11 protein-coding genes and 3 pseudogenes are annotated in these 18,925 nt (G+C 48.6%); 3 read left to right on the forward strand and 11 right to left on the reverse strand.

What is annotated here, in order from left to right:
* Positions 1-254: 254 nt before the first annotated feature.
* The 8 genes from MCB1EB_RS08075 to MCB1EB_RS08110 all read right to left on the reverse strand — a co-directional run bounded on the left by MCB1EB_RS08075 (position 255) and on the right by MCB1EB_RS08110 (position 7,496).
* Complete coding sequence (locus tag MCB1EB_RS08075) at positions 255-2,855, reverse strand: WD40 domain-containing protein (RefSeq protein WP_126353984.1); 2,601 nt, start codon at positions 2,853-2,855, stop codon at positions 255-257.
* A gap of 124 nt (positions 2,856-2,979) precedes the next feature.
* Complete coding sequence (locus tag MCB1EB_RS08080; RefSeq protein WP_045366599.1) at positions 2,980-4,050, reverse strand: tyrosine-type recombinase/integrase; 1,071 nt, start codon at positions 4,048-4,050, stop codon at positions 2,980-2,982.
* Positions 4,031-4,309, reverse strand: a complete 279-nt coding sequence (locus MCB1EB_RS08085) for a DUF4224 domain-containing protein (RefSeq protein WP_045366596.1) — start codon at positions 4,307-4,309, stop codon at positions 4,031-4,033. Before MCB1EB_RS08085 ends, MCB1EB_RS08080 begins: the two co-directional genes overlap by 20 nt.
* 9 nt (positions 4,310-4,318) lie before the next feature.
* Positions 4,319-4,621 (reverse strand): hypothetical protein, encoded by a 303-nt coding sequence (locus MCB1EB_RS08090; RefSeq protein ID WP_045366593.1) that lies wholly within the window; start codon positions 4,619-4,621, stop codon positions 4,319-4,321.
* A 13-nt stretch (positions 4,622-4,634) separates the two neighbouring features.
* Entirely contained in the window at positions 4,635-4,952 is a 318-nt protein-coding gene (locus MCB1EB_RS08095) for a hypothetical protein (RefSeq protein ID WP_126353985.1), read from the reverse strand.
* Between the two features lie 14 nt (positions 4,953-4,966).
* The gene (locus MCB1EB_RS08100) at positions 4,967-6,280 is read right to left on the reverse strand and encodes a 2-hydroxycarboxylate transporter family protein (RefSeq protein WP_126353986.1); all 1,314 of its coding nucleotides are present in this window, start codon (positions 6,278-6,280) and stop codon (positions 4,967-4,969) included.
* Positions 6,281-6,320: 40 nt separating this feature from the next.
* Positions 6,321-6,941: a hypothetical protein gene (locus MCB1EB_RS08105; RefSeq protein ID WP_045366665.1), complete on the reverse strand. Its 621-nt coding sequence runs from the start codon at positions 6,939-6,941 to the stop codon at positions 6,321-6,323.
* A 27-nt stretch (positions 6,942-6,968) separates the two neighbouring features.
* Positions 6,969-7,496: a hypothetical protein gene (locus MCB1EB_RS08110; RefSeq protein ID WP_045366667.1), complete on the reverse strand. Its 528-nt coding sequence runs from the start codon at positions 7,494-7,496 to the stop codon at positions 6,969-6,971.
* Positions 7,497-7,536: 40 nt separating this feature from the next.
* Between MCB1EB_RS08110 and MCB1EB_RS08115 the strand changes: the two are divergent.
* From MCB1EB_RS08115 to MCB1EB_RS08130, 3 genes and pseudogenes are all read left to right on the forward strand, one after another.
* Positions 7,537-8,687 (forward strand): annotated as a pseudogene (locus MCB1EB_RS08115) (IS3 family transposase); the annotation flags it as partial.
* Between the two features lie 343 nt (positions 8,688-9,030).
* Complete coding sequence (locus MCB1EB_RS08120; RefSeq protein WP_126353987.1) at positions 9,031-9,228, forward strand: hypothetical protein; 198 nt, start codon at positions 9,031-9,033, stop codon at positions 9,226-9,228.
* A gap of 5,939 nt (positions 9,229-15,167) precedes the next feature.
* Positions 15,168-16,111: pseudogene (locus MCB1EB_RS08130) on the forward strand (IS110 family RNA-guided transposase).
* A gap of 895 nt (positions 16,112-17,006) precedes the next feature.
* Here MCB1EB_RS08130 and MCB1EB_RS08135 read toward each other — a convergent pair.
* The 3 genes and pseudogenes from MCB1EB_RS08135 to MCB1EB_RS08145 form a co-directional block, all read right to left on the reverse strand.
* Complete coding sequence (locus MCB1EB_RS08135; protein ID WP_126353989.1) at positions 17,007-18,263, reverse strand: hypothetical protein; 1,257 nt, start codon at positions 18,261-18,263, stop codon at positions 17,007-17,009.
* Positions 18,264-18,441: 178 nt separating this feature from the next.
* Positions 18,442-18,671 (reverse strand): annotated as a pseudogene (locus tag MCB1EB_RS08140) (ATP-binding protein); the annotation flags it as partial.
* The gene (locus MCB1EB_RS08145; protein WP_197722002.1) at positions 18,608-18,904 is read right to left on the reverse strand and encodes a Mu transposase domain-containing protein; all 297 of its coding nucleotides are present in this window, start codon (positions 18,902-18,904) and stop codon (positions 18,608-18,610) included. The pseudogene MCB1EB_RS08140 and the gene MCB1EB_RS08145, both read right to left, overlap by 64 nt.
* Between the last annotated feature and the right edge of the window lie 21 nt (positions 18,905-18,925).

Here is an 18,925-nt window from a genome sequence, read left to right on the forward strand (position 1 = left end):
CACATTTTGACCAGAAAGATTTCTAGATGCTTTAGATTGGGGGTAACTGCCAAATCTGTCGGTTTCTGTAATTTATATATACCGCTTTTACCGGTGGGCCTAGAACTAAGTCTGAAAGAAAACCCACCGGAATTTCGATTGCTGAGTTTGCCAAAGTGAGTGCATTACAATGGCGCGAGCAAGCGCTCAGATTCAGGGCACCCTATCCGCAGTTACAAAGTACTCAAATACAATCAGCTAAGCATCTCAAGCACTCACGCTATTTTTCTTTCTAGTGTGCCCCTCTGCTTGAGTAAGCGCTCATTAACCTCGCTTAACTCTTGTATGTCATCTATTAACGTATCTGTCAAGCTTAGTACCTCATGCTTGGAGCTCCAAATTAGTTTCACCTTATAGCCTTCTGCGTCTTTTTCGACCTCCCACTGACGCACCGACTTATCTGCACTGCCACTCACTAAATACTGCGTGTTGTCCGTCGTTTTCCAGGCCACACTAAAGACCGCGCCCATAAACACTTGAATCACTTTGAGACACTCACCCGAAACGATGTCCCACAAACGAACAGTCTTGTCAGAACTGCCCGAGGCGATCTGATGACCACTCGGCGAATACACCACGCTATTAACAGAGCCGGTATGCCCTTGTAAGGTATGGACGGCCTCCCCGCTGTGCGCGTCCCACAGACGAACCGTACTGCCACTACCCGAGGCGATCTGATGACCGCTCGGCGAATACACCACGCTATTAACAAAGCCGGTATGCCCTTGTAAGGTATGGACGGCCTCCCCGCTGTGCGCGTCCCACAGACGAACCGTACTGCCACTACCCGAGGCGATCTGATGACCGCTCGGCGAATACACTACGCTAGTAAACCTGTCGGTATGCCCTTGTAAGATGTGGACTGCCTCCCCGCTGTATGCGTCCCACAGACGAACCGTATTGTCCCAACTTCCCGAGGCGATCTGATGACCGCTCGGCGAATACACTACGCTAGTAACCCTGTCGGTATGCCCTTGTAAGGTGAGGCCAGCTTCCCCACTGTGCGCGTCCCACAGACGAACCGTATTGTCCCAACTGCCCGAGGCGATCTGTTGACCGCTGAGCGAATACACCACGCTGCTAACAGAGTTGGTATGCCCTTGTAAGGTGTGGCCGGCCTCTCCACTGTGCGCGTCCCACAGACGAACCGTCTTGTCATCACTGCCCGAGGCGATCTGTTGACCGCTGAGCGAATACGCCGCGCTCCTAACAGAGCCGGTATGCACCTGTAAGGTGCGGGCGGTCTCCCCGCTGTGCGCGTCCCACAGACGAACCGTCTTGTCCCACCCCCCCGAGGCGATCTGATGACCGCTCGGCGAATACACTACGCTCAAAACATACGCGGTATGCCCTTGTAAGATGTGAACGGCCTCCCCGCTGAGTGCGTCCCACAGACGAATCGTATTGTCATACCCCCCCGAGGCGATCTGATGACCGCTCGGCGAATACACTACGTTCATAACAGCATCGGTATGCCCTTGTAAGGTGTGGACAGACTCCCCACTGTGCGCGTCCCACAGACGAACCGTCTTGTCAGCACTGCCCGAGGCGATCTGATGACCGCTCGGCGAATACGCCACGCTAAAAACCCCGTAGGTGTGCCCTTGTAAGGTGTGAACGGCCTCCCCGCTGTGTGCATCCCACAGACGAACCGTACTGTCACCACCCGAGGCAATTTGCTGACCGCTCGGCGAATACACCACGCTAGTAACTCTACTAGTATGCCCTTGTAAGATATGGCCGGCCTCTCCGCTGTGCGCGTCCCATAGACGAACCGTATTGTCCCAACTTCCTGAGGCGATCTGATGACCGCTCGGCGAATACACTACGCTAGTAACAGAGGAGGTATGCCCTTGTAAGGTGTGAACGGCCTCCCCGCTGTGTGCGTCCCACAGACGAACCGTTTGGTCATAACCCCCCGAGGCGATCTGCTGACCATTCGGTGAATACGCCACGCTCATAACATTGGAGACATGCCCTTGTAAGGTGCGGATTTTCTCCCAGCTCGAGGTTTCATAGACGCTGATCCTACCGTTTTCTAGGCTCACCGCAAACGCTTTCCCATCCGGGGAATACGCGCACGATTTTACATAACTCTCTTCCTGGAGATAAGACCATTCACCAAAATTCACACCACCCATCTGCGCACCGCTTAAATTCGCCTGGCGCAGCCAACTCGCCCGAAATTTGACTCCGGTCAAATCCGCTCCTTGCAACTGTGCTGAATCGAATACGCCGTAACTTAAATCTGCACCAGGCACGCGTATCCTTTTGAGGTCCTTATGATTGAATTGCACGCCAGCTTTCACTAATAATGTCAACGCGTTAGCTGCTATAGGCTGCACTTCTTCTGTTTTCGACCTTTCCACCCAATTCAATAATTTCTCTTTTAGCTGTGCATCTTGTTGTACTCTTTCTTGTAAGAATTTAAAAACCCCCGGATCATTAACAAGGCATACCAACTCAAAAAGGGCTAATTTCTCCACAACCTGATCGAGTTGCCCTGCGTCCGATAATTTTTGCAATTGACTTAATGCAAACTTCTTTAACTCTACATCCGAGCTCATTAAAGCCCCTTGATATTGAGATTGAATCCTATCTTTGATTAAGTGTAATTTCAGAGCAGGTGCTTCTATAGGTTCGCCATTGCGAGTTACCGTAGTCAGTGCTTTAAACAAAGCCTGGCGACACGAAAAATCCAGTAGCTTTTCTATTTCTTCTCGGATTTCCACAGGAAGCGAGAGAAAACGAGATTCTGTAGATTTTTGTGTTGCAGGATAATGCAGGCTGGTAGAGCTTGAAATAGAGTTCAACATAAATCTTGTTCTTTAAAGTAAATTCATTTAATCAATCTTGATAGGCCCTGGTCCAGAGCTTATTATCACTCACCCATGTGAGCCGCCAGATTTTACAGAAATAAATTAAACTCATCGGTTTCTATTATTTCGTCGGCTCCACTTTCTCGCCTCGGCGATTACGAACATAGTGCTCCGTCATCTTGATACTCGTATGCCCCAACTGCTTTTGCGCTCGACGAATATCCCCCGATAGCTCCGCCTTATCCGTGCCCGCTTTCGCTCTTAAATCTCGGAACTGATACTCTGCTTTGCATAAGCCTGCCTTTGCCCGCGCTTGCGCAAACATCGCTTGCAACGTTTTTAACGCAATGCGCTCTCCTAACTCATTCACCACGAGATCAGAATAGCCAGTGTTATGCCCAGCCTTTCTCTTTAATATGCGCTCCAGCGTCTTTTCTAAATGACCGGTGATCGCTATTCTCAGTTTCGTCTTCGTCTTGTTTTGCTGCACCAGTAGACAGCCTTCTTTGATATCCTGCTCTGTCATCTTTAGAATATCCGAGGGGCGCTGACCCGTCAGATACGCTAAATCCATCGCATCCCGTAACGGTTGCCGCGCTTTCGTATAAATCGCGCCATATTCACTGTCTTCGATGTAGACACTACGCCCCTCTTCTCGGTAACCCTTGATCCCTAAACAAGGATTCGGCTGATCCGTATACCCCCATTCTCTGGCTTTGTTCCAGATATGCGAGAACAATGACTTCTCTCGATTCGCTCGGATCTGACCTTCCGTGCCCTTCACTGCCTTGCCAGCCTCTTTCAGCTTTCTCACGGTTTCTTTCACGCGCCAATCTAAAAACTGACGAATATGGATCGGCCTGATCTCATCTATTAACGCGGGCGGATTATCAAAAAATTCCAGCAATTTAACCAACTCCGCCAAATTATCTTTCTGCGTGCGAGGGGCCTTCGTTGGGATTACGTCCTGTCTATACCGTTGTGCCGCATGGCGAAACGTCACCATGACTCGATCCTCCGACTGGTTTTGACTATCCAGCTCACTCCACTTTTGCAGCGCTTCTAGATAATCTGCACCCAGCGCGATCTCCTGTCTCGAGGAATGGCCCGTGTCGTAGTAATAATAGGTTTGGCCACTACGCTGTACCCTCGCCCGCATCCGCGGCGGTAAATTAGACTCGGTTTGGCTCATCTTTTACCTGACCCGCTAACTTTGGTTGCCAACTTTTCGCTTTCACTTCTTCTGACCGACCCTCTACCGCGGCACGCGTCACAATCGGCCGACCTCGCTGGTTCATAAAAAATACGATCTCCTGCTCTTTTAAATAGGCTTCCTGCCTTTCGTATTTACTCGCCTTGCGGGCATATGCGGTTCCCGCTTCCAGCGTCTTGCCCCGCCTGATCCCTGTCAGCTCATCCACTTGCGCTTCGGTCAAAAAAACTTCACTCATTTCCACTCCTCAGCATAGGCTGGAGCGTTGAGCCGGCTTTTCTTCAAAAACCCAAAATTGAGGTTCCAAATCGTATCCCACCTCAAATACTCCGAGGCTTGTCCCATCCTCTTTGAAGATTTGAATTGAAATAGATTCATTCCATTCCCAAGTTCCCTCACTTTCTGAGTAATAATTCCCTGCCACCTCTCTGGCTACATACTCGGCATCCTCTTCACCCCAAGTTGACTCTAAACAATCCGCATCTTCAAATCCCCAACGTTCATCCACAATGTATTTATACGTCTTCATCTCTTTTCTCCATTCATTCATGGGGTTTTACTGCTTACCGTTGGCCCTGGGTCGTTGAATCTAGGCTTTTATTTTTTGGATAAATACTAAAACGGGTTATCCGTTTTTTATAAACTCCAAAAACACCTAGACTTAAACCATCCTCTTTAAACACTTCAATAACCATTTCACCCTTTCCACTATCCGCCCACCAAAAACTCTCCGAATCAATATGCTCCGCTGCTGCTCGCACTAAATCTTCAACCTCATCTTCATCTAGCTTCGATTCAAAACCATATCCATCTTCAAATCGTTCGCCATAGTTCAGCACCGCATATCTATAACGCTTTGCACTTTCTTGGCTCTTCATCATGACTTTTCTTTAAATTAATTTTGGTAAACGCTAAACATCATCAGCGCAATCACTATCGTGAGCGCTCCCCCCATACGCGTCGCCAACTGCGCAAACGGCATCAGGTGCATCCGATGCGCTGAGGTCAAAATCGCCATGTCCCCCACGCTACCCATCCCGCTATGGCAAACATTGATAAGGGCGCTTTCTATCGGGTTTAATCCCGCCCAACGACCTACAATCAGACCCACCAGCGCCAACGTCAGCACCGTCACCACAATCGTGATTAAATAAACCGGCGTTAAAACCGAAAGTAAGACCTGCCAAGGCGTTAAGGTCAGTCCGAGCACAAACAGAACCGGATACGCCGCCGCTTTGGTAAAAAAGTGGTGCATCAGATACGCCCCTTCTTCCAGTCCGGATGAAAGCGTCACCGTGAGTTTGATCAGGACCGCCAAGCCCAGCATCACCAACGGCGCGGGCCAACCGGTCAATTGATGTACCAAAACCCCCACCATATAGAGGCTCAAAGCCACCATCCCCACCGAGGCCAACGACTCCATCAAAGCGGCGGGTGTTGAATCGGTGGGCCGGCTTTTTAAATGCCCTGCGGACAGCTTTTGACCTAGTTGGCTCAGGTCCGAGTTAAGCTGCCCAAGTCGATGCAGCATCCCAGCACATGCCACCGCCGTCAGATTCCCCAGCACGATTGGCGGCATCACCTGTGCAAATAATTCTGGCTGGGACGTGTGTAAAATCGCCGCATAGCCCAGAGTCAGCGGAATCGCCCCCTCACCCAGGCCACCCGCCATGATCGGAATCACGATAAAGAAGAAGGTGTGGTGTGCGCTTAGTCCCAACGCCATCCCCGTCAGGGTGCCGACGATTGCCGCGGCTACAGAACCCGCAGCAAGCGGCACAAAGAGTTTCACAAAACCTTTAATCAAAAGACTCCGTTCCATACTCAAAATACCGCCCACCACCACCGCAGCCGTAAACAGATACAGGATATTCGTGTTCTCCCAAAATTCCCGTATCGAGCTTTCCAGCTCCATCGGCATGAGCTCGCTATATACGCAGTACGACGGTAAGAGCACGGTCACCATCACGGGGCCGCCCAAGTACCGCAGAACCGGTATTTGTTTACCGATCTCGGCGCAGCTAAATCCCAATACCGCCACCACCGCCAACATCACCGAGAGTTCTCCTGGCATCTCACCCAGCGCGATAAAGCTCAGTAAACATAACCACATCAGTCCAAACACCGGTAACGGAACCATCCCAATTCGAGTGGGCCTTGAACTGAGCCAGTTTCTTAATCGTTTGGCATAATGAAATAAGGGTTGCATGATTCAGCCTCCAAGTGCTCATCGAGCCTGTGTGACAGCTTTAAAATGAAATATCGTCGTCTATATCGCTCAACGGACTCGGGGCCGTCGCACATGACTCACGACTGAATGGAATGTTGCTTTTTTTAAGCGGGCGATGCTTGAGCATTTTCGATAATTCCTTCAGTTGCTCCGCTTCTCTTGTTTGGTCCAAGATCTCTGAGGCCATTCGCTTCGTGCTGGTGCAGAAAAATCCCACCGGCGCTACCCTGATTCCAATTCCGCCATCCCGCTTTTCATATTCTTCGGTGTCTAACAGCACCCCAATTTCTTTATCCAATAACGCTTTAAAAACCTGGACGCGCTTATTCACCATCTCATTCTCCTCCCACTTCCTGATCGCCCCTGGCTCCGATTCCAACTTTTCAAGCCCCAAACACACCATCAGCGCATTCAGATACCGATAGCCATACAGCTCTTTTTTATCTATATCCAACGTCCACAACGTAAAATATGCCCTCGCCTTGTTCTCCGTTTCAAACACCAACTCGATACCACGAGTTTTATGCGGACTCGTCACCTCTACCGCCTGCATAAACTGACCCTCATATGCCCCTGGCGCTGTGATACGGCTGCTGCGCTGTTCCGCTAGCCGCGCGGCTTCTATATTTAACTGATACATAACTTTCCTTATCTGTGTGGGCTGGATTCAAGCCGCTTCTTTGAGTTGGACAATCACCCCGTTTTCCAGCCAGTGCGTCTCTATGTTTTGGGAAAAACTTTGAGGCAGTGCTTTAAGCGTGCCAAAAATCAGCGCGGTATCGATCTCTCCGCCTTGGGCCAGAATATCCAGCCACGCCAATAACCCTTCTCGGCCTTTCAAATCCAGTACATCAAACCGATCCAGCACCAGCAGTTTGATTTTGGACAGATAAGAGATTGCTTCCGCCAACATCGCATCCACTCGCCACTTCTCCGATTCCGATAACAGCGCATATGAACGGCCACCCGCTTGCACCTGCATATCCTTTGTCACCACAACCTGCGCCCATTCTGTGATCGCAGCCGAGTCTTCCAAACGCTCATTGAGCGGCGTCAAAGCTTCGGCAAGCATTTCTCCTGGAATACCATTAGGGGCCAATGCATCGGCAATCTCATTCCACGCCAGAACCGATTCGTGCGCAGACAGCGCCTTGACAGTACGCTCATCTGCTTGCGTCACCTTGATGTTGACCACTTTTCACGGACACCCTTAAACTATCAAAAAGGAGTCTGTAATGCGTAAAAGCAAAGCGCCATATCCATCGGCCTTTCGTCAACAAATCGTAGAGCTTGTGCAAGCAGGTAAGAGCGCTAAAGAGCTATCTAAAGAGTTCGGATGCTGCACTAAAACAATCTTGAGTTGGGTCGCCCAAGCCTCAATAGCTCAAGCCCCTAAATCATCGATCAAGGTGGGCCTAACTACGGCAGAGGGAGAAGAGCTCAGTCGCTTACGGCGTCAAGTACGACAGCTTCAAATGGAGCGCGATATCTTGGCAAAGGCTACGGCCTGGTTTGCCGCAAAAGGCGAGAAGATATCTACCCCCTCTTCGAGCTCATGATGGCGAATCAGGCCGAATTCCCCGTGCAGGTGCTGTGCCGAGTATTAAAAGTTTCGCGTAGTGCGTATTACGCTTGGAGTCAGCGTAAACCGAGTGCTCGTCAACAAGAAAATACGCAGCTGATAGAAGAGATTCGCATCATTCATGCTGAGTCAGATGCGACGTATGGAATGCCCCGTATTCGAGCTGAGCTGATGGAGCAAGGCTGGGCCGTTAGCCGTCGCCGAGTAGCAAGGCTGATGCGCCTTCAGGGCCTACGTGGCGTGTGCCGTCGTCGCTATCAAGTGACCACTCGGCGTGACTTACGGCAGCCGCCCGCACCTGATCTGGTGAAGCGTCAATTTGTTGCTGATGAGCCGAATCAGCTATGGGTGGCGGATGCTACGTTTGTGCCGACTGGAGCTGGCTTTATCTATCTGGCCATTGTCTTGGATGTGTGGAGTCGACGTGTCGTGGGCTGGGCCATTGGCGAGTCTCTCGTTACAGAGCTGATGCTCGACGCTTTGAATATGGCACTTGAACAACGTCAGCCTGAGAATGTGATTCATCATAGCGACCAGGGCTGTCAATACACCAGTTTTGCCTTTAGCAATCGCTGCAAGGCAGCGGGCGTGAAACTGTCTATGGGCAGCGTTGGTGATGCCTACAACAATGCGATGGCAGAGAGCTTCTTTGCCAGTCTTGAGTGCGAATTGCTGGATCGGCGTAGCTTTAAAAGTAAGTCTGACGCTCGCTTAGCTGTATTTACGTGGATTGAGGCTTGGTATAACCCTAAACGTAGGCATTCCTCTCTTGATTACGTTTCACCGATTCATTTTGAAAGGAAACATTTGCAAAAAAACGACATTCAGCCTGATGACTCTCTATACGAGTCAGAGGGTCTGATACTGGGCACAATGGATTCTGTTTTACCTAGTATTCATGCCGACTTACAAAACAATTTCATCTCTGTTTCCAATTGATTTATGGAAACCCTTTACTGTCCGTGAGAAGGGGGCAACATCATTTTCGAGGCCACTTTTGCGTTCACTTTCATTACGGCCCGATGACTCGCGCGCTCTCTTACAGAGCGATTGTCGATAGGCTTCAGAATTTTGGTTTCCCGCCACCCTGCTATCCAAGCTACGAGGCTTCTGACTTTTACCCCGGCAGGACTAACTCCTGCTGAACATGCCAGCCTTCGCTGGACACACAGTTGCCACCGAGTTTGACCGAGAACCCGCCTACGTTTCAATTGCTGAGATTGCCGAAGCCAATGCATTTAACGCTAACGTCTGCTACCAATGGCGTGAACAAGCACTTGGATTAAAAGCGTTTTATAAGCAGCTACAGCATACACAAGCATGCCATAGCTCCTCTCACGATTAATCGAAATCTACCGCTTTACACATACCGTAAAGATGCAAATACCATACTGTATAATGCCTATAGCAGCGAGAACCCGCTCCGACCTATTTTTCTATCGGCGATTCAAACTCTACCAACGAGCCTCAAAACTCCTCATACAGGGATATTAAAACTCTGTAAAGAGATAGCTCCACTCATTACAAACAAGCGCTTACGCGCCCATACACCCTACGCCAACGCGGCTCCTCTCTGGGTTAACAGCTTTTGATTCACTTCGCTTAAGCCCTCTACTCCTCCTATTAACGCTCCTCTTACTGTCAAAAAATTATGACACGTACTCCAGTTAAAATGCGCCTTATAATTCCCATCCTCTTTTCTTAATTCCCATTGCCGTACTGATTTATCCACACTGCCTATCCCTAAATAATCGCCATCGGAGATCTTTTTCCAAGCAAGGCTCGCCACCGACCCGCTATCCTGAATGAGGATTTGGCACTCACCCGTTTGGGTCTCCCACAGCCTTACCGTACAGTCCAAACTGCCCGACGCAATCTGATCGCCGTCGTGCGAATACACCGCGCTCCAAACAGCACCGGTATGGCCTTTTAAGATGCGGCTAACGGTTCCGCTTTTCGCGTCCCACAACCTTACCGTATTGTCCGAACTGCCCGACGCAATCTGATCGCGGCGGGGCGAATACACCACGCTCCAAACAAGAGCGGTATGGCCTTCTAAGGTAAGGCCAGCGGCTCCACTTTGCGCGTTCCACAGCCTTACCGTCTTGTCCCAACTCCCCGACGCAATCTGATCGCCGTCGGGCGAATACGCCAAGCTTATAACAGCACCGGTATGGCCTTTTAAGATGCGGCGAACGGTTCCGCTTTTCACGTCCCACAGCCTTACCGTATTGTCCACACTGCCCGACGCAATCTGATCACCGTCGCGCGAATATGCCACGCTCAAAACAGCATCGGTATGGTCTTTTAAGATGCGGCGAACGGTTCCGCTTTTCGCGTCCCACAACCTTACCGTATTGTCCTTGCTGCCCGATGCAATCTGATCGCCGTCGGGCGAATATGCTACGCTCACAATAGTAGCGGCATGGCCTTTTAAGGTGAAGCCGGCGGCTCCGCTTTTCGCGTCCCACAGCCTTACCGTCTTGTCCCAACTACCCGACACAATCTGATCGCCGTCGGGCGAATACGCCACACTTCTAACAACATCGGTATGGCCTTTTAAGGTGAGGCCGGCGACTCCGCTTTGCGCGTCCCACAGCCTTACCGTATTGTCCCAACTCCCCGACGCAATCTGATCGCCGTCGTGCGAATACACCACGCTCGCAACAGCATCGGTATGGCCTTCTAAGGTAAGGCCAGCGGCTCCGCTTTGCGCGTCCCACAGCCTTACCGTTTTGTCCAAACTGCCCGACACAACCTGATCGCCGCGGGGCGAATACACCACGCTAAAAACAGCATCAGCATGGCCTTTTAAGGTGAGGTCAGCGGCTCCGCTTTTCACGTCCCACAGCCTTACCGTATTGTCCTTGCTGCCCGACGCAATCTGATCGCCGTTGGGCGAATACGCTACGCTCACAATAGTAGCGGCATGGCCTTCTAAGATGCGGTTAACGGTTCCGTTTTTCGCGTCCCACAGCCTTACCGTCTTGTCCCAACTTCCCGACACAATCTGATAGCCATCGGGCGAATACGCCACGCTTCTAATAGCATCAGTATGGTCCTCTAAGATGCGGCTAACGGTTCCGCTTTTCACGTCCCACAGCCTTACCGTCTTGTCCAAACTGCCCGACGCAATCTGATCGCGGCTGGGCGAATACACCACGCTAAAAACAGCAGCGCTATGGCCTTCTAAGATGCGGCTAACGGTTCCGCTTTTCACGTCCCACAGCCTTACCGTCTTGTCCGAACTACCCGACGCAATCTGATCGCCGTCGCGCGAATATGCCACGCTCCAAACAGTATCGGTATGGCCTTTTAAGGTATGGATTTTTTCCCAATTCGGGGTCGTATACACGCTGATCTTACCGTTATCAAGCCCTGCGGCATAGGTTTTCTTATCTGGTGAATAAGCGCAGGACCACACTTGGCCCTCTTCCTGGAGATATGAACATTCGCCAAACTGCACCTCTGCCATCTGCGCTCCGCTTAAATTCGCCTCGCGCAGCCAACTCTTGCTAAAATTGACCTCTCTTAAATCTGCCTTTTGCAACTGCGCAGAATCAAATATGCCATAACTCAAATTCGCTCTAGGGACCCGGATACCCTGTAAATCCATCCCATTAAATTGGATCCCTGCTTTAACCAAAATCGTCATCGCATTCGCTGCGCCCTGACTCAAGGTGTCTGTCTGCTTTGATGCTTGGATCCACGCCAGCAGCGGTTGCACCAGCGCCCTGTCCTGCTCTACCCGCTCCACTAAAAAGCTCTGAATCGCCGCATCCTCCACCAGATTGAATCGGTTCAATAATCCCTCTCGATCAACCTGCTCTGAATCCTTGAGCTCATCCCATAACCGTCGCACATTTTTCAGTCCGTCTAACGGTTCAGAAACCCTCCATGTATCTAATCCAGCCGAATTTTCTAACTCCTCCCATAGCACCCGAGCTACAAAATAATCTCGCAAGGACTTATGGATAAACCGGTATTGATCCCCCTGCCTCGATAATGGCGCATTAAACCGTAATAGCCGCGTCTTTTCATCGTCACTACTTAAAAAATGACTCCAATCTTGTCCGTCGCTACCTTTTCCTTTCGAATACGTCGCTACCAGTACTTGTTTTTTATACAGCGCAAGCGCAAATTCCTGGCTAAAATGAATGCCATCCTCAATAAAATCGCCTTCGGCTAAACGGTCAAATGTTTCTTGTTCTTTTTCTGTCAACCGAATACCTTGTAATCGGCTTTTCGAGCGTTCAAACCAGTTCTTCGCAAACTGCTCGTAGAGCGCTCCTCGAGTATACGAATTCCGATTAGAAGAATCTTTTTTTGAACCCAATGAAGGCAATACATCTAGCACAATCTTAAGTAAAAATGGATTGCCTATCAGCGCTTGTAAGTCGGGATGCGATAAAGCGCTTTCATACTGCTCCGCATTCCATTTGGGGTCTTGAGCATGCCTGATATGGCTTTTTACATAGCCTCTAATTGCAGCCTTAGAAAAGGGCGCTAACTCGCATTTTTCAAATACGCCGGCTTGGCCGGACGGATAAAATTTGCTGTCATAATTTCGCCCTAGATATTCTGGGCGGCTACTGATTATAACTTTAGCGCCCCACTTATCGAGCTTGTTATCCGTATAAAAAGCTCGTTGACGATGCTTAATCTCATCGTAGCCATCCAGAATAAAGATAAAACGACGCTTTTGACGTAACTGTTGGATCTGCTCTTTTGAAAAGCCTTCCTCAGTAAAATATTCAGTCAGAAGATTTTTATTCGGGTCTTCTAGTGTCGTTAGCGGGATAAAGACTGGTATACGCTCATCTTCTTTACTATCCGCTTGCTCATATTTCTCCCATAAATCGCGGGCTAAATAACGATTAAACGTCGATTTCCCTGAACCGGCCTCGCCCAACAGTAAAAAGACTTTTTTATCCGACTCTAAAAATGCATTCAGCTTACTACTTAAATCAAAACGTTCGCCCGATTCGCCACTGTCCACAGCCTTACCCTCGGGGGCAACATAAAGGTTCAGCGCATCTTTTACCGTTTCATCCTTTTGCAAACCCAATAGATAGTTATTCCGCATTTTTTGGATGTCATCTCCTAAAATGGCTAACGGCTCACGATCGGGTTGTAGCTGCGTACGCTGCGCTTCTTTTAAGCGCGCTTCTTTTAATTTAAGCAGCTCTTCTTTTAATAAAATACTTTCGCCTGGCTGAGACCCGCTTAGGTCCCAGACCGGAAGAACTTCGGCATGATGGCCTCGTTCAATCCGGTCTAATGCATGCTTCGCACTTTGTGCAACCTCTGACAATCGCTCCTGACCATTAGACTGCGATAGTTTGCTTAAGAACCCCACGGCACCTTGGCGAATGTGTTCATCAGGGTGAGTACACGCAATTTGCTCTAGGCGATGACAGATGCCTTGTAAAAAATTAGGGTCTGCACCGCATTGATTATTCTTTACGAAGGCCTCGAACCTCATCAATTGATTCGTTTCAAGCAAGTAATCTGACACTCTGAGCGCTAAATACCAGTTGGCACGCCTCATTTGACCCTGCTCTATACTTCCTTTAACTTCAAAAAATTTGGCTAAAGCATCATAAAATTTATCAGGTTCTATATCCCCATTGCCCGCCTTAATCACGCCGCCACTGAAATACGTCAGAACCCCTAATGTATTAAACGTGTGACGCCATATCTCATGCAGCTTGCTTTCATTATTAGATATATGTGCCAAAGCCTGGCGTGCATAGCCCGCTTGCCATCCCAGTATCCCTGGAGATTCACTTAATTCTTTTAAAATAACGTTTAGCGGCTCTTGTAAACGAATTCGGTCGATTCCTCTTACACCCCTTTGCACCATGCCATCTAATAGCTGCGTCACAGCCTGGAGCAAGCTTTGTAGTTCTTCGTCGTTTCTTTCTCGGTGCGCAGTTTCCAGCCTTATCTTGAAAACATTCAGGATGCGCGTTAAATCTCCTGAGTTCAAACCGCTAGAGGGACTAAGCCGGATCATGGCCGCTAACCCTCGCGCTAAGTCTCTATTGACAAGGACGCGATGTGAAGCCAGCTCATCAACGGCCAGGCTAATCAGCCCTCGATGGAGGGCTAAATCCCCTACCATCGCTAGCGGGACAATTTCTTGAATCAGCTCTAACGTTTTGAACCCTTTCTGCGAGAACGCTTCAAGCACAGCAACAGCGGTTTTCTTTAATGCTTTTCTACGCTCCTCAGACAATCCATCTTCCTGCAAGCAATATGCCAGATGGCGAGTATTGTGTAGATCATCTATCTCCGCGTTGCGATCAAATCCATATACTGCTGGGCTAGGGTCCTGCTTAAAGCAAAGAGAAGCGACCGCCGCAATCAATGGGTTGGCTGCGCTCAACGCAGATAGGGCAAATTGGTGCGTTAATTGACTCAGGTGTTGAGCTTGGGCTTTGGATGGAGATTGTGGCTCAACGCTCAGTAAAAGCCTCAATTTTTCCTCAACGGTCTCTTTCGGTAGATACGGGCGCGCTTTCTCATAGCTAAGTCGCGCTTTATCAAACTTTTTAAGCTTATGTAAAGTATCGCCGCGCTCTAAATAAGATTGCCCTAGTAGGGCTTCGCTTTCCTGTTTATTTTCTATATTAACTGCGTTAAACACCGCTTTTTTAAATGCCTCTTTAGCCTTATTAAACTCTTCTGTAGCTAATTTATAAGCCTGTCTTTGACAATGAATTCGCGCCTTTTCTAGATGCTCTTTACCCTGCTCAAAAGCAGCAAGCTTGGGTTGAGAAGATTGAATGCCGAGTCCAACCACGATTTTTGATAGCATATTTTTCCCCCTTTCTTAACTTTGTCTTATTTCTTTAAAAATTGTTGGCACTGCAAAGAATTCTTTAGGTCACTTTGAACAGCATCAATAACTGAGCCTGTCACTTACAAAATTTTGTACTTCTTAAGCGTGCCTTTGTTAATGAACCTCCCTGCTTTCGATACTTAAAGCCGAGGCTTTTTTTGCTCATGCCAGTTAGCGCGTATCAAAGAATTCATCCGCCTGAAGTCTATCAAAATTTGCTTCGGAAAACTTATGCTTAATTCGTATTAATAAGACCTAAAAACCCTTAATTTGGCTATTGCTCCGAAGCAAAAAAATAGCCTATATATTTGTTTTTATTGATTTTTATCTACTTTTTCTCCGGACTCAATGGGATGGACGCTCCCCCCTTTAAACGGCATCATGCTGTGCCAAAATGGGAGTTCAATCTCACCCATTGATAGACAGGAGCATTCGCCATGGAGATCTCAACAGTAGGCATCGATTTAGCAAAGACATGGTTCCAATTGCACGCCGTAGGCAAATCTGGCAAAACAGTACTTAAGAAGAAGTTAAGCCGTGGTCAGATGATTGAATTCTTCGCCAACCTACCCACTTGTCTGATTGGCATGGAGGCCTGACCAACAAGAATGATATGGCTGACGCCGAGGCAATCTGCGAAGCCGTGAGTCGACCCAACATGCGATTTGTACCGATAAAAAATCTGGAGCAGCAAGCAGTACTGTCGCTACATCGAGTGCGCCAAAGCTTTGTGAAGGCACGTACTGCCCAAGCCAATCAAATTCGCGGGCTGCTTGGTGAATTCGGAAGGGTTATCCCGCAAGGCATTGGCTACATCAAGACTCAGGTACCTGAGCTGATTGAAGATGCGAGTCATGAATTGCCAGGCCCATTTCGTCTGCTTGTGCAACGGCTGCTGGATCATCTCAAGGAACTTGATCGCCAGGTCAGTGAACTTGAAGGGCAGATTCAAAGTTGGCATCGCAACGATACCGCCAGTTGTAAGCTTGCACAAATTCCGGGGATTGGGCCGATTACCGCTAGCGCTTTGGCTGCCTCAATAGGGGATGCTAAAAACTTTAAGAGTGGGCGGCAAGTTGCGGCGTGGCTAGGACTCGTACCCAAACAGCATTCCAGCGGCGGTAAGCAGAACCTGCTGGGGATCAGCAAGCGAGGCGACTCGTATCTCAGATCGCTACTTATACATGGCGCGCGTTCTGTGATTTACTATGCGTCAAAAAAACCTCAGTTGCACCCTTGGATTAACGGCGTCGTTAATCGACGAAACAACAATGTAGCCGCCGTCGCACTGGCCAACAAAAATGCGCGCATTGTTTGGGCATTGTTAGCCCATGATCGGCAATATGAAGTAAATTACTCCTCCTTGAGAGCCGCTGCATAATTCAAGCAGGCTAAACAGATAACCCTAATTTAACGAGAAACACTCCTCCGATTGCTCAAGCGAACATGAAGTGATGGCAAAACAGGTCAGACCGTGGTTGGCAAAACCCGTGGATTTCGAAGCACACAAAGTGCATGGACTCGATTGAGGTGCCGACCAGCAATTCCCATTAAGGACAGTGATTCAATTTCACGCTAACAGTCCGGATGTACGGGTGCAATCTTTTCCTTCATGCCTTCATGAATTGAAACCTTGACAAACTGGGAGCGTCCACGTACGTCCTGTACGAAATCCGGTATACTGGTCCCCAGTATCGAGGGTTCAAATCCCTCCCTTTCCGCCAATTCCCTGATTCTATAAGGCTTTCCCGTTTAAAACCTCCGCTTCTGCGCCGGTTTTTGCTTCGTTATCCCTCTTCCTATTCCTTGTTTGGCCCCATCGCTAAAAGCCCTGCGCCGGTCTTTTGCTTCGGGATGCGTTATTTCGTCTGTTTCGTGGGCGGACTTATCGCAACGATCAATACAAGAACAAAACGGTTGGGCTTAGTCAGGGCTTAGAAGTATTTTTTGGATAGCCTATGCCCTGCCCAATCCAACGATGAGGTCAATTCAACAAAAAAGTCTGGGGCGTTTCAGATAGAGAAAAGCGAGCCAAAACAGAAGTCTCAACAAAACATGTAGCCCTTGAAATTAATTTCCTCTTAAACTATCTCAAAAAAATTTAGATCAGTATCTAACTTTGGGAGCAGTTCAAGAACGAGCTAACTTGTATCCCTGATTTTCCTCTACATGATTTATCAATTTTCATAAAACTCCGTCAAAAACCTTCGGGCTAGGACACGATTTTTCTCCGTGGGTGTCAATATATTTATTTCGTAGCTTCGATGCGCCCATACTCAAATCTGGTGACACTGCTTCGATAAATTCCGAACTTTTGTATGCACCTCCCACGGCTTCAGCTTACCCGGATTTTCCTTTACCCACTTATCCCTCAATTTTTGTAAATCTGTATAAAAAACACCTTGACTAGGACACGATTCTTCTCCGTAGGTCTTTTTATATTTATCGTGTAGCTGCTTTAAGCTCATCGTCAAATCCGGTGACGTTGTCTTGATAAAATTCTGGATGGCATCGTGGTCGACATTTATATGCTGCTGCCACAGCTTCGGCTGATTCGGATTTTCCCTTGTCCACTCATCCCTCAACGTTCCTAAAACTCTTGAAAAACCAGCGAGGCCAGGACACAATTCTTTTCCGTAGGTCTTTATATATGCATCTCGCAGCTTCTCTGCGCTCATTGACAAATCCGGTGACACTGCCTTGATAAAATTCTGGAGGGCACCGCGGTCAGCATTTATATACTTCCGCCGCAGCTTCGGCTGATTCGGATGTTTCCCTACCTGCTTAGCCTTCAACTTTTGTAAGCCGCTTGCAAAAACACGGGAATTAGGACACGATTCTTCTCCGTATTTCTCTATATATTTTTCTCGCAGCTTGCATATTCTCATCGACAAATCCGGTGACTCTGTCTTGATAAAAGACTGGAGGGCTTTGTGATTAATCCTCATCCGCGTCTGCCCAGGCAGACTCTCCCACACCCCAGAGGAAGGCCTCGCATGATTCGCTTCTGGCTCTCCCTCCGAACTCATTTCACAACCTTCATCTGCTAAGGAATCATCCGCATGAGCAATGGGTAAATCCGTTAAGGCATCCTCTGCACTATCACTTTGATTTTCTTCCCTCTCCTCTAACCTTTCCTGGCTTTCCAAATCGCATAGAATTCCCAATGGGAAAAAATCGCTACTTAATCTCCAATCCCCCTCATAAGAAGGATATGTCGCTTCAAATGCCTCTGCAAAGCAACTATTCGAATCGTCTATCGTTAGAAAATTCATATCCGTTGTAATTTTATGCGTAACAAGATTATCTATTCCTGCATCGCCTTCATCAAACCGTGCTCTATCAAAACCGCCTGAATTGCTTTTTTGTGCCTCTTCTGCCTCTCCACGTCTACGTTTTGCCAGAGTGGACGAACCCAGCGGGGATGGACTCCTTGCCCGACGCAGATTCCCACTGCGGGAAGGCGTTTCTCCTGCGCTGGATACAGATTGTTGAGGGTAAGTTGGTGATGGATTTTTAGAAATATGGCGCATGGCAACCTTCTTTTATCAAAGGGTTTCTCTGCCAGGAGATTAAATCTCTTTATTTTTTCTTATGGGCTGCCATGCGAAATCATTCAACAAGACACGAATCCATCCTTTTCTACATGCTGCCTTAAATTGTCAAACAGCGTCCAAAATTTGCCAGTAAACAGCGCCGAAAAGTTTCCAGTTAAGGGACTAAATGAGAAGGGATATTTCGATGTTTGAAACGGTAAGATTGATTGCCAGTTTCAAGGATGTGGCAATGATGAGTAATGCGGTCTAACAGAGCGGTGGTCATTTTTGCGTCGCCGAAGACTTGTACCCATTCGCTAAATGAGAGATTAGTGGGATGATTAAAGAAGTTTTCTCATAAAGCTGTCCGATGAGCTGGAATAACAGTGCGCCACTGGATTGCGTAGGGCACCGGGTTTCTTCTCTAGCACAGGCAGATAATGCCAAGGATCGCAGATGAGTTGGTCACGCCCAAAGACTCGCTGGTGAGTCGCAACGACCTGAGCCTGGGCCACCACCTGGATTAGGTTGGCGCTCATACGTACGGACACGGCTTGTCCGGCAAAGCGAACCGGAACGCTATAACGATTTCTATCCACGCGGAGCGTGTCAGAAACTTTGTGTGCAGAGGAATTCATCTGATAATAGAAGTAATAAAA

The organism is Mycoavidus cysteinexigens (assembly GCF_003966915.1).
Classification (GTDB): Bacteria; Pseudomonadota; Gammaproteobacteria; order Burkholderiales; family Burkholderiaceae; genus Mycoavidus; species Mycoavidus cysteinexigens.